The sequence below is a fragment of the Micromonospora sp. LOL_015 genome (assembly GCF_048060275.1).
Taxonomy (GTDB): domain Bacteria; phylum Actinomycetota; class Actinomycetes; order Mycobacteriales; family Micromonosporaceae; genus Micromonospora_E.
On record NZ_JBHMIO010000043.1, the window covers coordinates 16,419 to 34,067 of the forward strand.

Sequence of the window (17,649 nt, forward strand, 5' to 3'; positions counted from 1 at the left end):
CTGACCATCCACTCACCCGGACCGGTCGGTTCCGCATCCGCCGCGCCAGCTCAGCCACCACCGCGCCGGCGAGGTCTGATGAATACCCGCAACTGGTCGATCCGCTCGAAGATCGTTGCGCTGGTCGCTGTCCCGATCGCCGCGCTGCTGGCGCTGTGGATCTTCGCGACGTCGTTGACCATCGGCCCGGCGCTGAGCCTGCTGGGTGCCCAGGCACTGCTCGACGACGTCGGCCGCCCCGGCGAGGCGGTGGTGGCCGAGCTGCAGCGGGAACGCCGGCTCTCCGTGGTGTATCTGTCCCGCGCCGAGGGGCAGAACGCGCTGCGCGCCGGTGACCTGCGGCAGTTGCGCGACCAGTGGAAGGCCACCGACGCGGCGATCGACGAGTTCCGGCGCTCCGCTCGCGGCGACGAACCGCCGGCGGACCCGGCTGTGCTGGACGAGCGGATCGCGGCGACCCTGTCCGAGCTGGAGCTGCTGCCGTCCGGCCGAGGGTTCGTCGAACGTCGGGAGATGGACGCAGCCGGCGCGCTCGGCCTGTACAGCGGCATCGTCGACACCGCGTTCCAGATGTTCGCAGCGTTGGCCGGGCTGCCGGACAACGAGATCAACCGGCAGGCGCGGGCGCTGACCGACATCGGCCTGGGCCGTGACCTGCTCGGCCGGACCGACGCTCTGCTCGCCGGGGCCTTCGCCGCTGGCGAGCTGACCCCCGCCGGCCACCTGCAGCTGGTGCAAATCGTCGCCAACCAGCGGTTGCTGTTCGACCGGGCGGTGGCCGAGCTGCCCGACCCGGACAGCCGGACCTACCACCAGCTTGCCGCCGGTGACGACTACACCGGGCTGCGGCAGATGCAGGACACGCTGATCGCCGGTGGGCCGGCCGAGGACGGGCTGCCAGTATCCGAGTCCCGCTGGCGGGCCAGCTACCAGTCGGTTCAGGAGCAGCTGCGGGACTTCGAGCTGCTCGCCGCTGACGCGCTGGCCGAACGCAGCATGCCGACCGCGATCGCCATCCTGGCCCGGCTCGCCGCAGCCGGACTGGTCGGCCTGGCCGCGGTGATCGTCTCCGTGGTCATCTCGCTGCGGGTCGGCCGGTCGTTGATCCACCGGTTGACCGGGTTGCGCGCCGCCGCCCTGGAGCTGGCCGGCGAGCGGCTGCCCGGGGTGGTCGCCCGGCTACGCCGCGGCGAGGACGTCGACGTCGTCACCGAAGCCCCGCCGCTGGAGTACGGCGCCGACGAGATCGGCCAGGTCGGGCACGCGTTCAGTGAGGTGCAGCGGACCGCCGTACGGTCGGCCGTCGAGGAGGCGGCGCTGCGTCGTGGGCTGAACGAGACGTTCCTCAACATCGCCCGACGCAGCCAGACGCTGCTGCACCGGCAGCTGGCCGTACTGGACCGGATGGAACGGCGCAGCACCGATCCGACGGAGCTGGAGGACCTGTTCCGGGTCGACCACATGGCCACCCGGATGCGCCGGCACGCCGAGGACCTGGTGATCCTCGCAGGAGCTGCGCCGGGCCGGGGATGGCGCAACCCGGTACCGGTGGTCGACGTGATCCGGGGGGCCGTCTCCGAGGTCGAGGACTACGCCCGGGTGCACGTCACGACCGTGGAGGCCGCAGCCGTCGCCGGCCGGGCCGTGGGTGACGTCATCCACCTGCTGGCCGAGCTGATCGAGAACGCCACGTCCTTCTCCCCGCCGCAGACCCGGGTCACCGTGATCGGCCAGAGCCTGCCCAAGGGGTACGCGGTCGAGGTTGAGGACCGGGGCCTCGGCATGGAACCGGACGCGGTCGAGGATGCCAATCAGCGCCTCGCCGAGTCGCCGAACTTCGACCCCCACAACAGCGCCCGGCTCGGTCTGTTCGTCGTCGCCCAGTTGGCGGCCAAGCACGGCGTACGGGTCCGACTCCGGCCGTCACCGTTCGGCGGGATCACCGCCGTCACGCTGATCCCGGCTGAGCTGGTGGTGCCCGAGTCCGAGGTGCTGGCGCTACCGTCCGGCCGGCCACCCACAGCACTGACCACGGTGCGGTCGAGCCCGGCACCGGACCCGCCCGCCCGCCCGACCTCCGCGCCGCCGGCGGAGCCAACCGGGGCGCAGCCGCCGGCCCGCCGCCGTCCCACCACCCTGCCGACCCGGCGGTCCAGCGGTGCCGGCGCGACCACCGAGGACGGCCTGCCGCGCCGGGTACGCCAGTCCAGCCTGGCGCCCCAACTGCGCCAGGCACCCGATCCGTCCGCAGCCGACGGTCAGCTGCGGGAAGCCCCGCAACGGTCCCCGCAGGAGGTGCGGTCCCTGATGTCCGCGTTGCAGGCGGGAACCGCCCGGGGCCGGCAGGCGGCCGGCCTGCCAGCGGCCGGGCAGCCGGGTGGTGCCGGCGACACGACGCCGATCGTCGACGGCGGCTCGGTGCTGCCGGTCGGCGACGGCAGCACCGGTTCCGGCGACGAGCCGGCTTCCGTGGCATTGGAACCGTCCCCGACCGGGTCGACCGGCCCGGTCCGGGGCACCGCGACTCCGCCTCCGGGCGCGGTGCTGCCGCCCCCGGCGACGGAAGAGTCGGAGAGGGAGCTGTAGCTGTGCACACCATGCGGCATGCGATGAACCTCGACTGGCTGCTCGACGATCTCGTCGACCGGGTCCCGACCGCGCAGCAGGCCGTCGTGCTGTCCGCCGACGGCCTGCTGATGGGCGCGTCGCGGGGGCTGACCCGGGAGGGTGCCGAGCACATGGCGGCGATGGCCGCCGGCTTCCAGAGCCTCGCCAAGGGTGCCAGCCGGCACTTCGGGTCGGGTCCGGTACGGCAGACCGTGATCGAGATGGAGTCGGCGTACCTGTTCGTCACTGCGGCCGGGCACGGGGCCTGCCTGGCGGTGCTCAGCGCGGCCGACGCGGACATCGGTCTGATCGCGTACGAGATGGCGATGCTGGTCACCCGGGTCGGGCAGACTCTCAGCACGCCGAGCCGGCCACCTGCGGCGCAATCAGATGCGGGGTGACCCGGCCGGACCCCACGACTGGCTGGACTCCGACGCCGGCCCGGTGGTCCGTCCGTACGCGGTGACCGGTGGTCGGGTGCAGCCGACCGGTGCCACCTTCGACCTGCTGGCCTTCGTGGTGGCGAAGGCCCCGGAGGGCGCCGGCGTCGAAGTTCCGCTGCAGCCGGAACATCGGCGCATCGTCGGGCTGGCCCAGCAGCCGGTCTCGGTCGCCGACCTGGCGGCCGACCTCGATCTCGCGCTCGGTGTGGTCCGGGTCCTGCTCGGGGACCTGCTCGCCGCCGGACTGATCGCCCTCTACGAACCCCCGGCTTCGGCCGCTCACCCCCACGACGACATACTCAAGGCGGTGGTCAATGGACTCCGTGCGCTCTGACCGGCACAAGCCCTCCCGGCGGGTCCCACTCGCGCTGAAGATTCTCATCGCGGGCGGTTTCGGCGTCGGGAAGACCACCCTGGTCGGCGCGGTCAGTGAGATCCGTCCGCTGCAGACCGAGGAGGTGCTGACCAGCGCCAGCCTGGGCACCGACGATACGTCCTGGGTGGAGGGCAAGAACACCACGACCGTCGCGATGGACTTCGGCCGGATCACCATCAACGAAGATCTGCAGGTCTATCTGTTCGGTACGCCGGGCCAGGACCGGTTCTGGTTCCTCTGGGACGAGTTGGCGTTCGGCGCGCTCGGTGCGGTGGTGCTGGCCGACACCCGTCGGCTCGCCGACTGTTTCCCGTCGGTCGACTACTTCGAGCAACGGGGCACGCCGTTCGTGGTCGGGGTCAACTGCTTCGAGGGGGCGCAGCAGTTCAGTCAGGACTCGGTGCGCCGTGCGCTCGACCTCGACCCGGCGGTGCCGATCGTGCTGTGCGACGCCCGCAACCGTGGCTCGGGCAAGACGGTGCTGATCGCGTTGGTCGAGCATGTCGCCTATCTGCGCGGTCAGCCGGTGCCGGCGGGCTAACCTGCGGCCGGGTGCCGGCCGGTGTCGACCAGCACGACGTCCAGCCGGCGCGGCCCGTGTACCCCTTCGATCCGGTTCAGTTCGATGTCACTGGTGGCGGACGGCCCGGAGATCAGCGTGATCGGTCGGGTCGGGTCGGCCAGCCGGGCCAGTGCCGCCGGCACCCCGGCTACCACCTGGTTGGTTCGGACCACGCAGACGTGGAGGTCGGGCACCAGGGTGAGCCGGCGCGGGCCCTGCGCCGGCCCGGTGTCCAGCAGCACCGTCCCGGTCCGGCCGATCGCCACCGCGCACCCGGTCAGTGCGGTCAGGCCCGGCCGATCCAGGTCGGTGACGGTCAGCGGCCGGGCCGGGTGGTCGCGCAGTACCTCCCCGGAGAAGTCGCGTAGCCAGTCGCCCGGCAGGTCCTGCGGCACCGCGACCCGGCGCACCCCGGTGAGCACCTCGGCGATCCGGTCGGCCAACTGGTCCGGAAAGCACCGGTGCACCGTCGCCCGGTAGTCGATCAGCCGGTCCATCAGGAGAGCGGCAGGGTCGGCATCGGCAGGGTCGGCGCCGGCTGTTCGGTAGTCGCGTGGCACCCGTACCGCAACCGCCGCCGGCCGGTGGTCCCGCGCCGCCCGCAACCGGGCCAGAATCTCGGTACGGGCGTCAGTCACCGCGCGGCCTCCCGTCCTCGTGCGGTCCGGTCCTGTCGTCGGAGCGGGCCAGCCACCAGTCACGGAAACTCTGCCGGGGTGGCACCGGTGCGTCCCGGCTGGCCGTCCAACCGGCCAACGGCCACGGCAGTCGGCGGACCGTGCCGCGCCGTCCGGCGGCCAGCCGCACCGGGGCGGCGACCCGCCGGGCGGCGCGTAGCGCGGCGGCGTACCGTCGGCGGTCGCGCATCACCCAGGACATCGCGCCCATCGCGGTGCGCTCGGCGGACGGGCGCCGGCGGGCCTCGTCGACCCCACGCTGGCGCAGGTGCACCAGCACCTGCGGGATGTCGATGCGTACCGGGCAGGCGTCGAAGCAGGCACCGCAGAGGGTCGAGGCGTACGGCAGGGTCCGGTTGGCTCCGGCCCGGGGGCCGGTGAGCTGCGGGGAGAGGATCGCCCCGATCGGCCCCGGATACACCGAGCCGTACGCGTGGCCACCGACCCGCTCGTAGACCGGGCAGACGTTCAGACAGGCGGAGCAGCGGATGCAGCGCAGCGCCTGGCGGCCGACCGGGTCGGCGAGGGTGTCGGCCCGGCCGTTGTCGAGCAGCACGATGTGCAACTCCTGCGGCCCATCGCCGGGGGTCACCCCGGTCCACATCGAGGTGTACGGGTTCATCCGTTCGCCGGTCGACGAACGCGGCAGCAACTGCAGGAAGATCTCCAGGTCCCGGAAGGTCGGGACGATCTTCTCCACCCCGACCACCGAGATCATCGTCTGCGGCAGAGTCAGGCACATCCGTCCGTTGCCCTCGGACTCGACCACCACCAGGGTGCCGGTGCGTGCCACGGCGAAGTTCGCCCCGGAGATCGCCACTCGCGCGGTAAGGAACCGTTCCCGCAGGTGGCGGCGGGCCGCCTCGGCCAGCGCCGGCGGGTCGTCGGTGAGGGTGGTCAGGTCGACACCGGGCATCCGGCGGGCGAAGATCTCCCGGATCTGCGTCCGGTTGTAGTGGATCGCCGGGACCAGGATGTGCGACGGCGTGTCGCCGGCCAGCTGGACGATGAGCTCGGCGAGGTCGGTCTCGATCGCTTCGATGCCGGCCGCCGCGAGGGTCTCGTTGAGCCCGATCTCCTGGGTGACCATTGATTTGATCTTGACGACCTGGTCGGCGCCGGTTCGCCGGACCAGGTCGGTCACCACCCGGCCCGCTTCGGCCCCGTCCCGCGCCCAGTGCACCTGGGCCCCGGCGGCGGTGGCCGCCGCCTCGAACTCGGCGAGCAGCTCGGGCAGGCGGGCCAGCACGTCGTCCTTGACCGCCGCCCCGGCGACCCGCAGCGCCTCCCAGTCCGGCAGCTCGGCGACCATCCGTTCCCGCTTGTCGCGGATGGTGCGGGTGGCCCGGTGCAGGTTGGCCCGCAGCTGGGCGTTGCCCAGCTCGCGGGCCGCCGCGGTGGGAAACGGCAGCCGGGCGGTCACGTTGCCGGTGCCGCTGTCGTTGCTGGTGCTGGTGCTGGTCAATTCGGCTCCTCCGCCGTGCCGGCCAGGATCTGCGCGTAGTGCACCGCTCGCACCGGGCTGCGGAACCGGGTCAGCCCGCCGCCGATCTGGGCCAGGCACGAGTTGTCGGCCGCTGCCAGGTAGCGGGCGCCGGTGCCGCGTACCGCCCGGCACTTGTCGGCCAGCATGGCGCTGGAGACGGCGGCGTTGCGCATCGCGAAGGTGCCGCCGAAACCGCAGCACTCCTCGGCGTCCGGCAGGTCGCGCAGGTCGATCCCGCGGACCGCACGCAGCAGCCGCAGCGGCCGGTCGCCCAGCCGCAGCATTCGCAGCCCATGGCAGGTCGGGTGGTAGGTGACCGAGTGCGGGAAGGCGGCTCCGACATCGGTGACGCCGAGCACGTTGACCAGCAGTTCGGACAATTCGTACACCCGGGGTCGCAGTTCGTCGACCGCGGCGGCGAGCGCCGGGTCGTCGGCGGCCAGTCGCGGGTACGCGTCGCGGACCATCGCCACGCACGAACCGGACGGCGCGACCACCACCGCGTGGTCACGGAACGTCTCGACGAACCGGCGGACCAGGGGTATCGCCTCGGCCCGGTACCCACTGTTGCCGTGCAGTTGCCCGCAGCAGCTCTGGTCGAGCGGAAAGTCGACGGTGTGCCCGAGCCGCTCCAGCAACTGCACGACGGCCCGCCCGGTGCCCGGGTAGAGCACGTCGTTGACGCAGGTGACGAAGAGTGCGACGCGCATCGGGTCAGCCCTGCCGGAAGTAGGGGAGGTGGCGTTGCCGGGCGGCGAGCAGATGCTCGCGTACCGCTGTCTCGGCCCGGTCCGGATCGCCGGACGCCACCGCGTCGACGATCCGGTGGTGTTCGGCCCCGCTGGTGCGGTAGTGGGTCGGCGGGAAGTGCAGCCGGAACAGGTGCAGGTGCGGCCGGAGGCGGACGACCGCGTCGTGCAGCATCCGGTTGCCGGACTGCTCGGCGAGCAGGTTGTGGAACCGGGCGTCCTGGGCGGTGAAGGCGGCGATGCTCGCGTAGCCCTGCGCGCCGGGTACCGGACCGGGCAGGTCGGCGGCCTCGCGGAGCAGGTCGATGGCGGCCGGCTCGGCCCTCGCCGACCGAGCGGCGACCCGCCGGGCGGCGGCGGTCTCCAGGATCAGCCGCATCTCGACGAGTTCGTCGAACTCGTCGCGGGTAAGCAGTGGCGTGGCGGTGTATCCGACCAGCGGGCGCTTGCGGACCAGCCCGTCGGCTTCCAGCCGGGCGAGCGCCTCGCGTACCGGGGTGGGGGAAACCCGCAGGTCGCGGGCCAGGGCGTCGATGTTGATCCGGGCGCCCGGGGCGACCACGTGGTCCATCACCTGGGCGCGGACGGTCTCGTACACGTCGTCGGTGAGGGTGAGACGACGCGCTGGCCGCACGGGGCCCTCCTCGGTGCTCGACCCGCAGGCACCGGCCGTGGATCGGCCGGCCCGGCAGCGGGTAGATCAAAGATCCTATAGGATCGCTCGAATTGAATCGAGTGTCCGACGTCGGTGGGCCCGGGTTGCGGTCAGGCCCGGCCGACGCGGACGGCGGAAGGGAGTCCGGTGCGCGCAGCGGAGCCGAATCCGGCGGCAGAGACGATCTACCTCGGCTGCTACACAGCCGAGGGCGGTGGGAACGGGACCGGGGTGATGGTCGCCCGACGGGATCCGGCGACCGGCCAGCTCAGCGAGCCTACGCTGGGCGCCGAGTGCGCCTCGCCGTCGTTCCTCGCCCGGCACCCGCGCCGTCCGGTGCTGTACGCGGTCAACGAGGTCGGCGAGGGCACCGTAAGCGCCTGGTTGGTCAGCGGAGACCGGCTTCGTCCGCTGGGTAGCCAGCCCACGGGTGGGTCGAGCCCGTGCCACCTGGCGTTCGTCGCGACGGGTGGGCATCTGATCAGCGCGAACTATGTCAGCGGCAGCGTCGCGGTGCATCCGATCGACGACGACGGGACGCTACTGCCGCGTACCGATCTGCTGACGCATTCGGGCGCTGGGCCGCGACCCGACCGGCAGGAGGGCCCGCACGTCCACATGGTCTCCCCGGACCCGGATGACGCCGGACTGTACGTCGTCGACCTGGGCACCGACGCCGTGCATCGCTATCTACTCGACCCGGCGACCGGCACGCTGACCGAGCCGGACCCGGCGATGGCGGCGACGCAGGGCAGCGGTCCTCGGCATCTCGCCCGACACCCCGACGGCCGGTGGGCGTACCTGGTGGGGGAGCTGGATGCCAGCGTGACGGCGTACGAGATCGACGGGGGCGGTGGGCTGACCGAGCGGGCCCGGGTGCCGGCGAGTGAGTCGTCCGCCGGTGCGGCCGGAGGGGCGCAGCCCGCCGAGATCGCGGTCGGGCGGGGCGGCCGGTTCCTGTACGTCGCCAACCGCGGCCCGGACACCATCACGGTCTTCTCACTGACCGTTCCCGACCAGCCGAGGTACGTCGCCGAGGTGCCTTCCGGCGGCCACTGGCCGCGCCACTTCGCGATCGTCGGCGATCATCTGTACGTCGCCAACGAGCGGTCGGGCTCGGTGGGCGTGTACCTGATCGATTCTTCAGACGGCGTGCCGACCCCGGTCGGTGATCCGGTCCCGGCGCCGACGCCGACCTGCGTACTGCCTGGTTTCTGAGCCTCTGCGGCGGATATCCGTCCGCTGGCGGCGTGAGCCGTTTGTCGAGGCCGGCACGGCCCTGTCGGTATTCTCGAAACGTACGGAAGTGGCGCGGCTACCCGAAGTCACCAATCTCCATAAAGTGTTTCTCCTCCGTAACTTTCATCCGAACGTACCTGGCACGATGGCCTGCTCATCCGGAGTATGGGACCGTGCCAGGCCGTCACCGGATGCGACGTGGGGTTCGCGGAGCAAGCGCCATCGCAGCAGCGATGGCGCTAATCGTCGTCACCGCCGGGGTCTGGTTTGGCTACCAACGCCTCACCGGCCCGTCCTGCTCCGGGACGCTGCCACTGGTCGTCTCCGCCGCACCGGAGATCGCGCCCGCCGTGCAGTCGGCAGCGGACCGGTGGCGGGCCGACGGCGGTGCGGTCGGTGACGCCTGCGTCGCGGTCGAGGTCGCCGCGTCCGACCCGGTTGACGTTGCCGCTGTGGTGGCCGGGCAGCACGGTGTAGCGCTGGCCGGGGTAGGTCAGGCCAGCGGTACGGCGATCGCGCCGGACGTGTGGGTGCCGGATTCGTCCACCTGGCTGCTCCGGCTGAGTTCGCTGGCCCCCGGGTTCACCCCGGCCAACAACGAGTCGGTGGCCAGCAGCCCGGTGGTGGTCGCGATGCCCGAACCGGTGGCGACCAACCTGGGCTGGCCCGACCAGCAGCTGACCTGGACCGACCTGCTGCAGCAGATCACCACCGGCACCGAGCTGCGGACCGGCATCGTCGAACCGACCCGCGACGCGGCAGGGCTGTCCGGCTTGCTCGCCCTCGGTGAAGCGGCCGGCGAGGTCGGAGCGAACGCCCAGCAGGCGACGACGGCGGCGTTGCGCGCCCTGGCTACCGGCCGGTCCGCGCTGCGGGAGGACCTGATCGCCCGATTTCCCCGCTCGGCCGATCCCGCGTCAGTCGCCTCCGCACTCGGCGCCGCCGCCCTGTCCGAGGAGGACGTGATCCAGTACAACGCCGCGCAGCCGCCGATCGCGCTCGCGGCGCTGTACCTGGAACCGGCACCCATGTCGCTCGACTACCCGTACGCGGTGCTGCCCGGCGCCGACCCGGCCAAGGCTGCGGCAGCGGACGCCTTCTACTCCGTGCTGACCGGGGCGGGGTTCCGTAACCAACTCGGTGATCAGGGGCTGCGGGCGGCGGACGGCACCTGGGGCGCCGGCTTCAGTGCGCCCCAGGGAGCGCCCAGCCCGGCAGGTACTGCACCGGCGACCGCCATCCCGGACTCCGGCGGTACGGCGGCCGGTGGCCTGGACCCGGTAGTGATCGACCGGGCTCTCGCCACCTGGACATCGGTCACCCTGCCTGCCCAGATGCTCGCGGTGATCGACGTCTCGGGTTCGATGCTGGAGCCGGTGCCCACTGCGGACAACGTTACCCGCGCCGATCTCACTCGGGAGGCGGCCCGCCGAGGGCTCGGCCTGTTCGACGATTCGTGGGCTCTCGGACTGTGGATCTTCTCCACCGAACTGGACGGCGAGCAGGACTGGCGAGAACTCGTACCGATCAGTCCGTTGAGTAGCCGTCGGGTGGAGCTGGAGGCGTCGCTGTCGGAGGTCGTGCCGAAGCAGAACGGAAATACCGGTTTGTACGACACGACGCTCGCCGCTTATCTGGCAATGCAGGACGAATGGGCAGCTGGGCGTGTCAACTCGGTGGTCATCTTCACTGATGGTAGGAACGAGGACGACAACGGGTTGACCCAGGATGAGCTGTTGGCCGAGTTGGCCGAGGCGGCTGATCCACAGCGGCCCATCCAGGTGATCTACGTTGGCATCGGCGACGGGGTGAGTCAGGAGGAACTGGAGTCGATCACCAATACCACCGGTGGCGGGGTGTTCGTAACCGAGGACCCGGCCAACATCGGTGACATTCTGCTCAAGGCGATCGCTCTCCGCCCGACAACCGTGCGCTGAGTCGGTGATGTGGGGGTTCGAGAGGTTTCTGTCGAGCCGCCGAGTGACTGAGGGTTGTGAGATGGCTCCATATTGTACCTCTATTGTGGAAGCCCTCTGGTCAACTGACGGTAATCTGTCGCAAGCTTCGGCCACACCGGAAGGTGGGCCAAGATATCGGGGTGCCGTGGCACCACCGGTACCAACGACGGGCCAGCGAGGTGCCCGGGGTCTGCGTCGACTCGAGCAAGCTGGGGAGGGCTAGTGACGTCGGCGACTTTGGTCAACGCTACGGTGGTGCAACCGGACTCCACACCGGGAGCGCCCACCGCAGTGCTGCACGCGCGACAGCGTGCCTACATTCGGGCGATCGCCGCCCTTGACATCGGCGTGCTCTGCGCCGCCGTGCTGGCCGGCTACCTGGTGCGTTTCGGTGCCGAGGAAGCCACCGGAGCGGATCTACCGTACGTCCTGACGACCCCCTGCCTGATGATCGCGTGGCTGGCCTCGCTGAAGTTGCTGCGCTGCTACGACGACCGGGTGCTCGGCTACGGCGCCGACGAGTACCGGCGGGTGATCACTGCCAGCCTGCGGCTGGCCGGCACCGTGGCGATCATCGGCTACGTCGCCAACGTCGGGATCAGCCGAGGCTTCCTGGCGGTGGCCTTCGCGGTTGGCACCGTCGGTCTGGTCGCCGGCCGGTTCGGCGCCCGCAAGTACCTGCACCGCCAGCGGGCCACCGGGACGGGGTGGTTCCGCAAGGTGCTGGTGGTCGGGGACACCCCGCACGTGCTGGAGCTGGTGCACACGCTGCGGCGGGAGCCGTACGCGGGCTACCGGGTGGTCGGTGCCTGCATCCCGGACGCGCTGCTGGCCCCGGTGCCGCAACGGCTCGGTGACGTGCCGGTCGCCGGTTCGTTCCGCAACATCCCGGACGCCGCCGCCGCCACCGGTGCCGACACCGTCGCGGTCACCGCGTCGGGGGAGCTGACCGCCACCAGGCTGCGCCGGCTCGGCTGGCAACTGGAGGGCACCGGCATCGACCTGGTGCTGGCCCCGGCGCTGACCGACGTGGCCGGCCCGCGGATCCACACCCGGCCGGTCGCCGGGCTGCCGCTGATCCACGTCGAGGCACCCGAGTTCCGGGGCACCCGCAAGTTGGTCAAGGGCTTCGTCGACCGGTCGGTGTCGCTGCTGGCGGTGACCCTGCTGCTGCCGATCCTGACCCTGCTCGCCCTGGCGATCAAGCTCGACAGCCGAGGCCCGGTCATCTTCAAGCAGGTCCGGGTCGGCCAGGGCGGGCGGGAGTTCCACGTCTACAAGTTCCGCACGATGGTGGTCGACGCCGACAAGCTGCTCGCCGAGCTGGCGGCCAAGAACGAGACCGACGGGCTGATGTTCAAGATGCGCGACGACCCACGTATCACCCGGGTCGGCAGGTTCCTGCGCAAGTACTCGCTCGACGAGCTGCCGCAGCTGGCGAACGTGCTGTTCGGCCACATGAGCCTGGTCGGCCCGCGTCCGCCGCTGCCGTCGGAGGTAGCCCGCTACGACGGAGACGTCGCCCGCCGGCTGCTGGTCAAGCCCGGAATGACCGGCCTGTGGCAGGTCAGCGGCCGGTCCGACCTGTCCTGGGAGGACGGCATCCGGCTCGACCTCTACTACGTGGAGAACTGGTCGCTGGCCAGCGATCTGACCATCCTGTGGAAGACCTTCGGCGCGGTCGTCAACGGCCGCGGCGCGTACTGACCTGGGCCGCGCGGTACCTACTCACCTCGGCTACGGGCGGGCTCTGGTGGCCGTTGGCGTCAGCCGGCGGCCAGCCAGGGGGCCGGGTGGTCGCGTACCGCCCGGACCACCGCGCCGGCCGCGCCGGTCGCCGCCGCCTCGGCACCCAGCAGCGAAGCCCGGACGGTCACCGGCGACCAGCCGACGGTCAGCACCCGTCGACCGATCTCCGCCTCGACGACCGGCGACAGCCACGGTGCCAGCGGCGCGTAGATGCCACCGAGCACGATGGTCTGCACATCCAGCAGGTTGACCACCCCGGCGAGCACCACACCGAGCGCGCCGGCCGCCGCCGTCAACGCCCGGCGGACCTGCGGTTCGGAGCGTGCCGCCCGATCGGCGACCTGCCGCAGCGCCTCGGAGGCGGTCAGCCCCTGCCCGGCCAGGCCGGCCGAGCGTAGGATCGCCTCCTGACCGGCGTACTGCTCAAGACAGCCGCGTGCCCCGCACCGGCAGCTCGGCCCGTCCGGCCGGACCGCGAGGTGGCCGAGCTCGCCGCTCCACCCCCGGGTGCCCCGGAACAGGCGACCGTCCAGCACGATCCCGGCCCCGATGCCGATCTCACCGGAGACGTAGACGAAGTCGGCCGGCTCGCCGTGGCGGGCGTGCAGTTCGCCCAGGGCGGCGAGGTTCGCCTCGTTGTCCACGGTCAGCGGTACGCCGGCGAGAGGGCCGCCGGTGGCGGAAAGCACGGCCGAGACGTCCACGTCGTGCCAGCCGAGGTTCGGCGCGAGCCGGACCAGCCCGTCCCCGGTCACCAGCCCGGGTACGGCCAGCGCGGCGCCGGCGAGCGGGAGATCGCGCGCCTGCGGCGCGGTGAGCACCTCGCCGGCCAGCGCGGCGAGCCGGGCCAGCACCAGCTCCGGCGGGTGCGGCCGTTGATCCGCCGGTAGCACCGCCCGATGGCGTACCGTTCCGGACAGATCCACCAGGCAGGCGGCCAGGTAGTCGACGTTGATCTCCAGGCCGAGACCGGCCGGGCCGTCGGCGGCGAGCGCCAGCCCGGTCGCCGGCCGGCCGGCACCGGTCCGGGGCACCGGCGCGACCTCGGTGAGCAGGTTGCCACCGATCAGCTCGTCGACGAGCGCCGAGACGGTGGCCCGGGTCAGTCCGGTCGTCGCGGCGATCTCGGCGCGGGACGGTGGGCGACCGGCGGCGGCGACCTGGCGGACCACCAGGCCGAGATGGTGCTCGCGCAGACCAGCCTGGCGGAGCGGGGATTCTGGCGTGCGCATGGCCTTGACAATGCCACACGCCGGGAAAATAATTCAATCACTAAACAAATCTGTCGTGTTACGCGGAGGTCACCATGACAGTCCAGCCCACGCCGGCCGACAAATTCTCCTTCGGGCTCTGGACCGTTGGATGGCAGGCCCGCGACCAGTTCGGCGACGCCAGCCGAGGCCCGCTCGACGCCGTCGAGGCGGTGCACCAGCTCGCCAACCTCGGCGCGTACGGCATCACCTTCCACGACGACGACCTGATCCCGTTCGGCTCCGACTCGGCCAGCCGCGACCAGCACATCGCCCGGTTCCGCAAGGCGCTCGACGAGACCGGACTGGTCGTGCCGATGGTCACCACCAACCTCTTCGGCCACCCGATCTTCAAGGACGGCGGCTTCACCAGCAACGACCGCTCAATCCGGCGGTTCGCGCTGCGCAAGGTGCTGCGCAACATCGACCTCGCCGCCGAGCTCGGCGCGAAGACCTTCGTCATGTGGGGCGGCCGGGAAGGCTCCGAGTACGACCACGCCAAGGACATCCGGGCCGCGCTCGACCGCTACCGCGAGGCCGTCGACCTGCTCGGCCAGTACGTCGTCGACCGCGGCTACGACCTGCGCTTCGCCATCGAGCCCAAGCCCAACGAGCCGCGCGGCGACATCCTGCTGCCGACCGTCGGCCACGCGATCGCCTTCATCTCCAGCCTGGCCCGCCCGGAGCTGGTCGGCCTCAACCCCGAGGTCGGCCACGAGCAGATGGCCGGGCTCAACTTCGCCCACGGCATCGCCCAGGCCCTGTGGCACGGCAAACTGTTCCACATCGACCTCAACGGCCAGCGTGGCGTCAAGTTCGACCAGGACCTGGTCTTCGGCCACGGCGACCTGCTCAACGCGTTCTCCCTGGTCGACCTGCTGGAGAACGGTGGCCCCGACGGCACCCCCGCCTACGACGGCCCCCGGCACTTCGACTACAAGCCGTCGCGCACCGAGGACTACACCGGTGTCTGGGCGTCCGCTGCCGCCAACATGCGCACGTACCTGCTGCTCAAGGAGCGGGCCGCCGCGTTCCGGGCCGACCCCGAGGTGCAGGAGGCGCTCGCCGCCAGCAAGGTCCCGGACCTGGCCGTGCCCACCCTCAACCCCGGCGAGACCTACACCGATCTGCTCGCCGACCGGTCCAGCTTCGAGGACTTCGACCCGGAGGCCGTCGCCGAGCAGGGCTTCCACTTCGTCCGCCTCAACCAGCTCGCGGTCGAGCACCTGCTCGGCGCCCGCTGACCCGTACCGTCCACCGCGAACCCGCCCGACCCCCTCATGGAGGACCAGCCGTGACCCTCGTCGCCGGCGTCGACTCGTCGACCCAGTCGTGCAAGGTGGTGATCCGCGACGCGGACACCGGCAAACTGGTCCGTGAGGGCCGGGCGGCGCATCCGGACGGCACCGAGGTGCACCCGGACGCCTGGTGGGCGGCGCTGCAACAGGCCATCGACGCGGCCGGCGGGCTGGACGACGTGTCCGCCGCCGCCGTCGCCGGCCAACAGCACGGCATGGTCTGCCTGGACGAGACCGGCGACGTGGTCCGCCCCGCCCTGCTGTGGAACGACACCCGCTCGGCCGGTGCCGCCGCCGAACTGATCGACGAGTTCGGCGGCGGCACCGCCGGCCGGCAGGCCTGGGCCGACGCCGTCGGCCTGGTGCCGGTGGCCAGCTTCACCATCACCAAACTGCGCTGGCTGGCCCGCACCGAGCCGGCGTCGGCCGACCGTACGGCTGCGGTCTGCCTGCCGCACGACTGGCTGACCTGGCGGTTGGCCGGCACCGGCGACCTGGCCGCGCTGCGCACCGACCGCAGCGACGCCAGCGGCACCGGCTACTGGTCGGCAGCGACCGGCCAGTACCGCCCCGACCTGCTGGAGCATGCCTTCGGCCGGACGCCGCTGGTGCCGACGGTGCTCGGCCCCACCGACCCGGCCGGCGCGCTGCGCTCCGGCGCACCGCTCGGCCCCGGCGCCGGTGACAACGCCGCCGCCGCCCTCGGCGTCGGCGCCCGCCCCGGCGACGTGATCGTCTCCATCGGCACCTCCGGCACCGTGTTCAGCGTCGCCGACACCCCGGCCGCCGACCCCAGCGGCACCGTCGCCGGCTTCGCCGACACCACCGGCCGGTTCCTGCCGCTGGTCGCCACCCTCAACGCCGCCCGGGTGCTCGACGCCGCCGCGAAGCTGCTCGGCGTCGACCACGAACGGCTCGCCGAGCTGGCGCTGAGCGCGCCGGCCGGCGCCGACGGGCTGGTGCTGGTGCCGTACCTCGAAGGGGAACGCACCCCGGACCGGCCGACGGCCACCGGCTCGCTGCACGGGCTGACCCTGGCCAGCAGCACCCCCGCGCACCTGGCGCGGGCCGCCGTCGAGGGCATGCTCTGCGCGCTCGCCGACGGCCTGGATGCCCTGGTCGCCCAGGGCGCGGCCGTCAACCGGGTCATTCTGGTCGGCGGCGGGGCGCGCTCTGCGGCGGTACGCCGGATCGCGCCCGAGGTGTTCGGCTGCCCGGTGCTGGTGCCCCCGCCGGGGGAGTACGTCGCCGACGGTGCCGCCCGGCAGGCCGCCTGGCTGGCGCTGGGCACCCCGGATGCGCCGGACTGGACCCCGGCCGACACCGAGGAGTACGCCGCCGACGCGGTGCCCGCCATCCGCGCCCGGTACGCCGACGCCCGCGACCACGTCCTGAACCGGGTCACCGCCGGCTGAATCGGTATTACCGTATGAGGGGATTCTGAAACTGCCGTGCAATCGACGTCGGGGCCCTGGGGGTTGCTGGTTCTCTGCGGTGGTGGACAATTTTCAACTGGCAATCGTGATTACATGCGAACAGCTGCGGGCGACGATGTCATCGTGGGTCGCGAGGACGACTGTCTTACCTGCCTTGTTGATTCGGCGCAGCAGGCCCAGCACGAAATCTCGGTTGTCGGCGTCGAGGGATCCGGTCGGTTCGTCGGCCAAAACGATGTCACACGGCTTGAGCAGAAGACGCGCCACCGCGACTCGCTGCTGTTCGCCCCCGGACAGCGAATAGATCTTGCGATGCTCTGATCCGGGCAAGTCGACCTGCATGAGCGCATCGGCGATGCGCTGCCGCTTGGAAATACCGCCGTCCGAATAAGTAAGAGCGAGGTCGAGATTGTGCCCGACGGATTCGTTGTCGATGAGCGCGAAGTTCTGGAACAGATAGCCAAGATGGCGACGGCGCAGTCGGTTCGCGGCGCGGGTACTGGGTCTCGGGGCCTTGCCGCCGAGGATGCGGACCTCGCCAGAGTCCGGAACATCCAGCAGACCGAACATATTGAGGACCGTGGACTTTCCGGTTCCGCTTGGACCCGTGATCGCTATCATCTCGCCGGCCTTGATCTGTAGGTCGAAGCTGACCAAGATGTCTCGGCCGCCGTACTGCTTGGAAACGCCAAGAAGTTCGCACGAGAACGCCATCGCTAAAGCTCCTTCAACCGTTGTACCGTGTTGCGCCGCTCGGCAACGGTAGCGATCGCGAGCACGAACAAGGCCTCAACCACCAAAGATGTCGCCATGACGACCAGCAACCTCTAGGCCGATTCCAGAGGGCTCGCGGCCACCCCCCGAGCCGACGAGTTCATCCCTACCAGTGCAGTTATGCCAACGATGAGGCGCATATCGATGCCGGCGCCAGAACCCGAGTAACTCGGGCTCGACGCCGGCTCGTAGCAATGTAGCAATGTAGCAATGTAGCAATCGGGCCGAGGCTCTTGCTATTGGACCGCTAACGGATTCCGAACTACAATCACGGAGTGTTGTTCCAGTAGGTGTAGCAGGTGTAGGCCCAGCCGGCCGTCGCTGAGGCCCACGGGCACGGCAAAGTCGGAGAGTGTGCGGCTGAGGACTCCGCGTTGAGGTCCGGAGTGG

The 17,649-nt window shown here is 71.3% G+C and carries 15 protein-coding genes; 9 read left to right on the top strand and 6 right to left on the bottom strand.

Annotation, left to right across the window (positions count from 1 at the left end; all coding sequences use genetic code 11):
- The first annotated feature begins 78 nt into the window (after window positions 1-78).
- Genes ACFHWU_RS24405 through ACFHWU_RS24420 form a run of 4 tightly spaced genes read left to right on the top strand, consistent with a single transcriptional unit; the run spans window position 79 to window position 3,967 of the window.
- Window positions 79-2,586: a nitrate- and nitrite sensing domain-containing protein gene (locus tag ACFHWU_RS24405; protein ID WP_416569062.1), complete on the top strand. Its 2,508-nt coding sequence runs from the start codon at window positions 79-81 to the stop codon at window positions 2,584-2,586.
- 11 nt (window positions 2,587-2,597) lie between these two features.
- Complete coding sequence (locus ACFHWU_RS24410; RefSeq protein ID WP_416553767.1) at window positions 2,598-3,008, top strand: roadblock/LC7 domain-containing protein; 411 nt, start codon at window positions 2,598-2,600, stop codon at window positions 3,006-3,008.
- Window positions 2,998-3,384 carry a DUF742 domain-containing protein gene (locus ACFHWU_RS24415; protein WP_416553497.1) on the top strand — a complete coding sequence of 129 codons (387 nt, stop codon included), beginning with the start codon at window positions 2,998-3,000 and terminating at the stop codon, window positions 3,382-3,384. Before ACFHWU_RS24410 ends, ACFHWU_RS24415 begins: the two co-directional genes overlap by 11 nt.
- Window positions 3,365-3,967 carry a GTP-binding protein gene (locus tag ACFHWU_RS24420; RefSeq protein ID WP_416553499.1) on the top strand — a complete coding sequence of 201 codons (603 nt, stop codon included), beginning with the start codon at window positions 3,365-3,367 and terminating at the stop codon, window positions 3,965-3,967. The genes ACFHWU_RS24415 and ACFHWU_RS24420 overlap by 20 nt, the downstream gene beginning before the upstream one ends.
- Here the strand turns inward: ACFHWU_RS24420 and ACFHWU_RS24425 are convergent.
- Genes ACFHWU_RS24425 through ACFHWU_RS24440 form a run of 4 tightly spaced genes read right to left on the bottom strand, consistent with a single transcriptional unit; the run spans window position 3,964 to window position 7,534 of the window.
- Window positions 3,964-4,626, bottom strand: a complete 663-nt coding sequence (locus tag ACFHWU_RS24425; protein WP_416591684.1) for a LutC/YkgG family protein — start codon at window positions 4,624-4,626, stop codon at window positions 3,964-3,966. The genes ACFHWU_RS24420 and ACFHWU_RS24425 overlap by 4 nt on opposite strands.
- Window positions 4,619-6,130, bottom strand: coding sequence for a lactate utilization protein B (locus ACFHWU_RS24430; protein WP_416591685.1), 1,512 nt, complete (start codon window positions 6,128-6,130; stop codon window positions 4,619-4,621). The genes ACFHWU_RS24425 and ACFHWU_RS24430 overlap by 8 nt, the downstream gene beginning before the upstream one ends.
- Window positions 6,127-6,861 carry a (Fe-S)-binding protein gene (locus ACFHWU_RS24435; RefSeq protein ID WP_416553505.1) on the bottom strand — a complete coding sequence of 245 codons (735 nt, stop codon included), beginning with the start codon at window positions 6,859-6,861 and terminating at the stop codon, window positions 6,127-6,129. The genes ACFHWU_RS24430 and ACFHWU_RS24435 overlap by 4 nt, the downstream gene beginning before the upstream one ends.
- 4 nt (window positions 6,862-6,865) lie before the next feature.
- On the bottom strand, window positions 6,866-7,534 hold the full coding sequence (locus ACFHWU_RS24440) for a GntR family transcriptional regulator (protein ID WP_416553507.1): 669 nt from the start codon (window positions 7,532-7,534) through the stop codon (window positions 6,866-6,868).
- Window positions 7,535-7,702: 168 nt separating this feature from the next.
- On the opposite strand from ACFHWU_RS24440, the gene ACFHWU_RS24445 reads away from it, so the two are divergent.
- The 3 genes from ACFHWU_RS24445 to ACFHWU_RS24455 all read left to right on the top strand — a co-directional run bounded on the left by ACFHWU_RS24445 (window position 7,703) and on the right by ACFHWU_RS24455 (window position 12,459).
- Window positions 7,703-8,773: a lactonase family protein gene (locus tag ACFHWU_RS24445; protein WP_416591686.1), complete on the top strand. Its 1,071-nt coding sequence runs from the start codon at window positions 7,703-7,705 to the stop codon at window positions 8,771-8,773.
- 254 nt (window positions 8,774-9,027) lie between these two features.
- Complete coding sequence (locus ACFHWU_RS24450) at window positions 9,028-10,731, top strand: VWA domain-containing protein (protein ID WP_416553511.1); 1,704 nt, start codon at window positions 9,028-9,030, stop codon at window positions 10,729-10,731.
- Window positions 10,732-11,004: 273 nt separating this feature from the next.
- Window positions 11,005-12,459 (top strand): sugar transferase, encoded by a 1,455-nt coding sequence (locus ACFHWU_RS24455; RefSeq protein WP_416591690.1) that lies wholly within the window; start codon window positions 11,005-11,007, stop codon window positions 12,457-12,459.
- A gap of 59 nt (window positions 12,460-12,518) precedes the next feature.
- Here ACFHWU_RS24455 and ACFHWU_RS24460 read toward each other — a convergent pair whose 3' ends face one another.
- The gene (locus ACFHWU_RS24460; protein WP_416553513.1) at window positions 12,519-13,733 is read right to left on the bottom strand and encodes an ROK family protein; all 1,215 of its coding nucleotides are present in this window, start codon (window positions 13,731-13,733) and stop codon (window positions 12,519-12,521) included.
- A gap of 74 nt (window positions 13,734-13,807) precedes the next feature.
- On the opposite strand from ACFHWU_RS24460, the gene xylA reads away from it, so the two are divergent.
- The gene (gene xylA / locus ACFHWU_RS24465) at window positions 13,808-14,995 is read left to right on the top strand and encodes a xylose isomerase (RefSeq protein WP_416591687.1); all 1,188 of its coding nucleotides are present in this window, start codon (window positions 13,808-13,810) and stop codon (window positions 14,993-14,995) included.
- Between the two features lie 50 nt (window positions 14,996-15,045).
- Window positions 15,046-16,464 carry a xylulokinase gene (gene xylB / locus ACFHWU_RS24470; RefSeq protein ID WP_416591688.1) on the top strand — a complete coding sequence of 473 codons (1,419 nt, stop codon included), beginning with the start codon at window positions 15,046-15,048 and terminating at the stop codon, window positions 16,462-16,464.
- 93 nt (window positions 16,465-16,557) lie between these two features.
- Here xylB and ACFHWU_RS24475 read toward each other — a convergent pair whose 3' ends face one another.
- Window positions 16,558-17,199, bottom strand: coding sequence for an ATP-binding cassette domain-containing protein (locus ACFHWU_RS24475; protein ID WP_416553519.1), 642 nt, complete (start codon window positions 17,197-17,199; stop codon window positions 16,558-16,560).
- Window positions 17,200-17,649: the final 450 nt, after the last annotated feature.

Excerpts from the sequence above, each read along its gene's own strand:
- ACFHWU_RS24405 (WP_416569062.1), top strand. The coding sequence starts at position 79 with ATGAATACCCGCAACTGGTCGATCCGCTCGAAGATCGTTGCGCTGGTC.
- ACFHWU_RS24410 (WP_416553767.1), top strand. The coding sequence starts at position 2,598 with ATGCGGCATGCGATGAACCTCGACTGGCTGCTCGACGATCTCGTCGAC.
- ACFHWU_RS24415 (WP_416553497.1), top strand. The coding sequence starts at position 2,998 with ATGCGGGGTGACCCGGCCGGACCCCACGACTGGCTGGACTCCGACGCC.
- ACFHWU_RS24420 (WP_416553499.1), top strand. The coding sequence starts at position 3,365 with ATGGACTCCGTGCGCTCTGACCGGCACAAGCCCTCCCGGCGGGTCCCA.
- ACFHWU_RS24435 (WP_416553505.1), bottom strand. The coding sequence starts at position 6,861 with ATGCGCGTCGCACTCTTCGTCACCTGCGTCAACGACGTGCTCTACCCG.
- ACFHWU_RS24450 (WP_416553511.1), top strand. The coding sequence starts at position 9,028 with ATGGCGCTAATCGTCGTCACCGCCGGGGTCTGGTTTGGCTACCAACGC.
- ACFHWU_RS24460 (WP_416553513.1), bottom strand. The coding sequence starts at position 13,733 with ATGCGCACGCCAGAATCCCCGCTCCGCCAGGCTGGTCTGCGCGAGCAC.
- xylA (WP_416591687.1), top strand. The coding sequence starts at position 13,808 with ATGACAGTCCAGCCCACGCCGGCCGACAAATTCTCCTTCGGGCTCTGG.
- ACFHWU_RS24475 (WP_416553519.1), bottom strand. The coding sequence starts at position 17,199 with ATGGCGTTCTCGTGCGAACTTCTTGGCGTTTCCAAGCAGTACGGCGGC.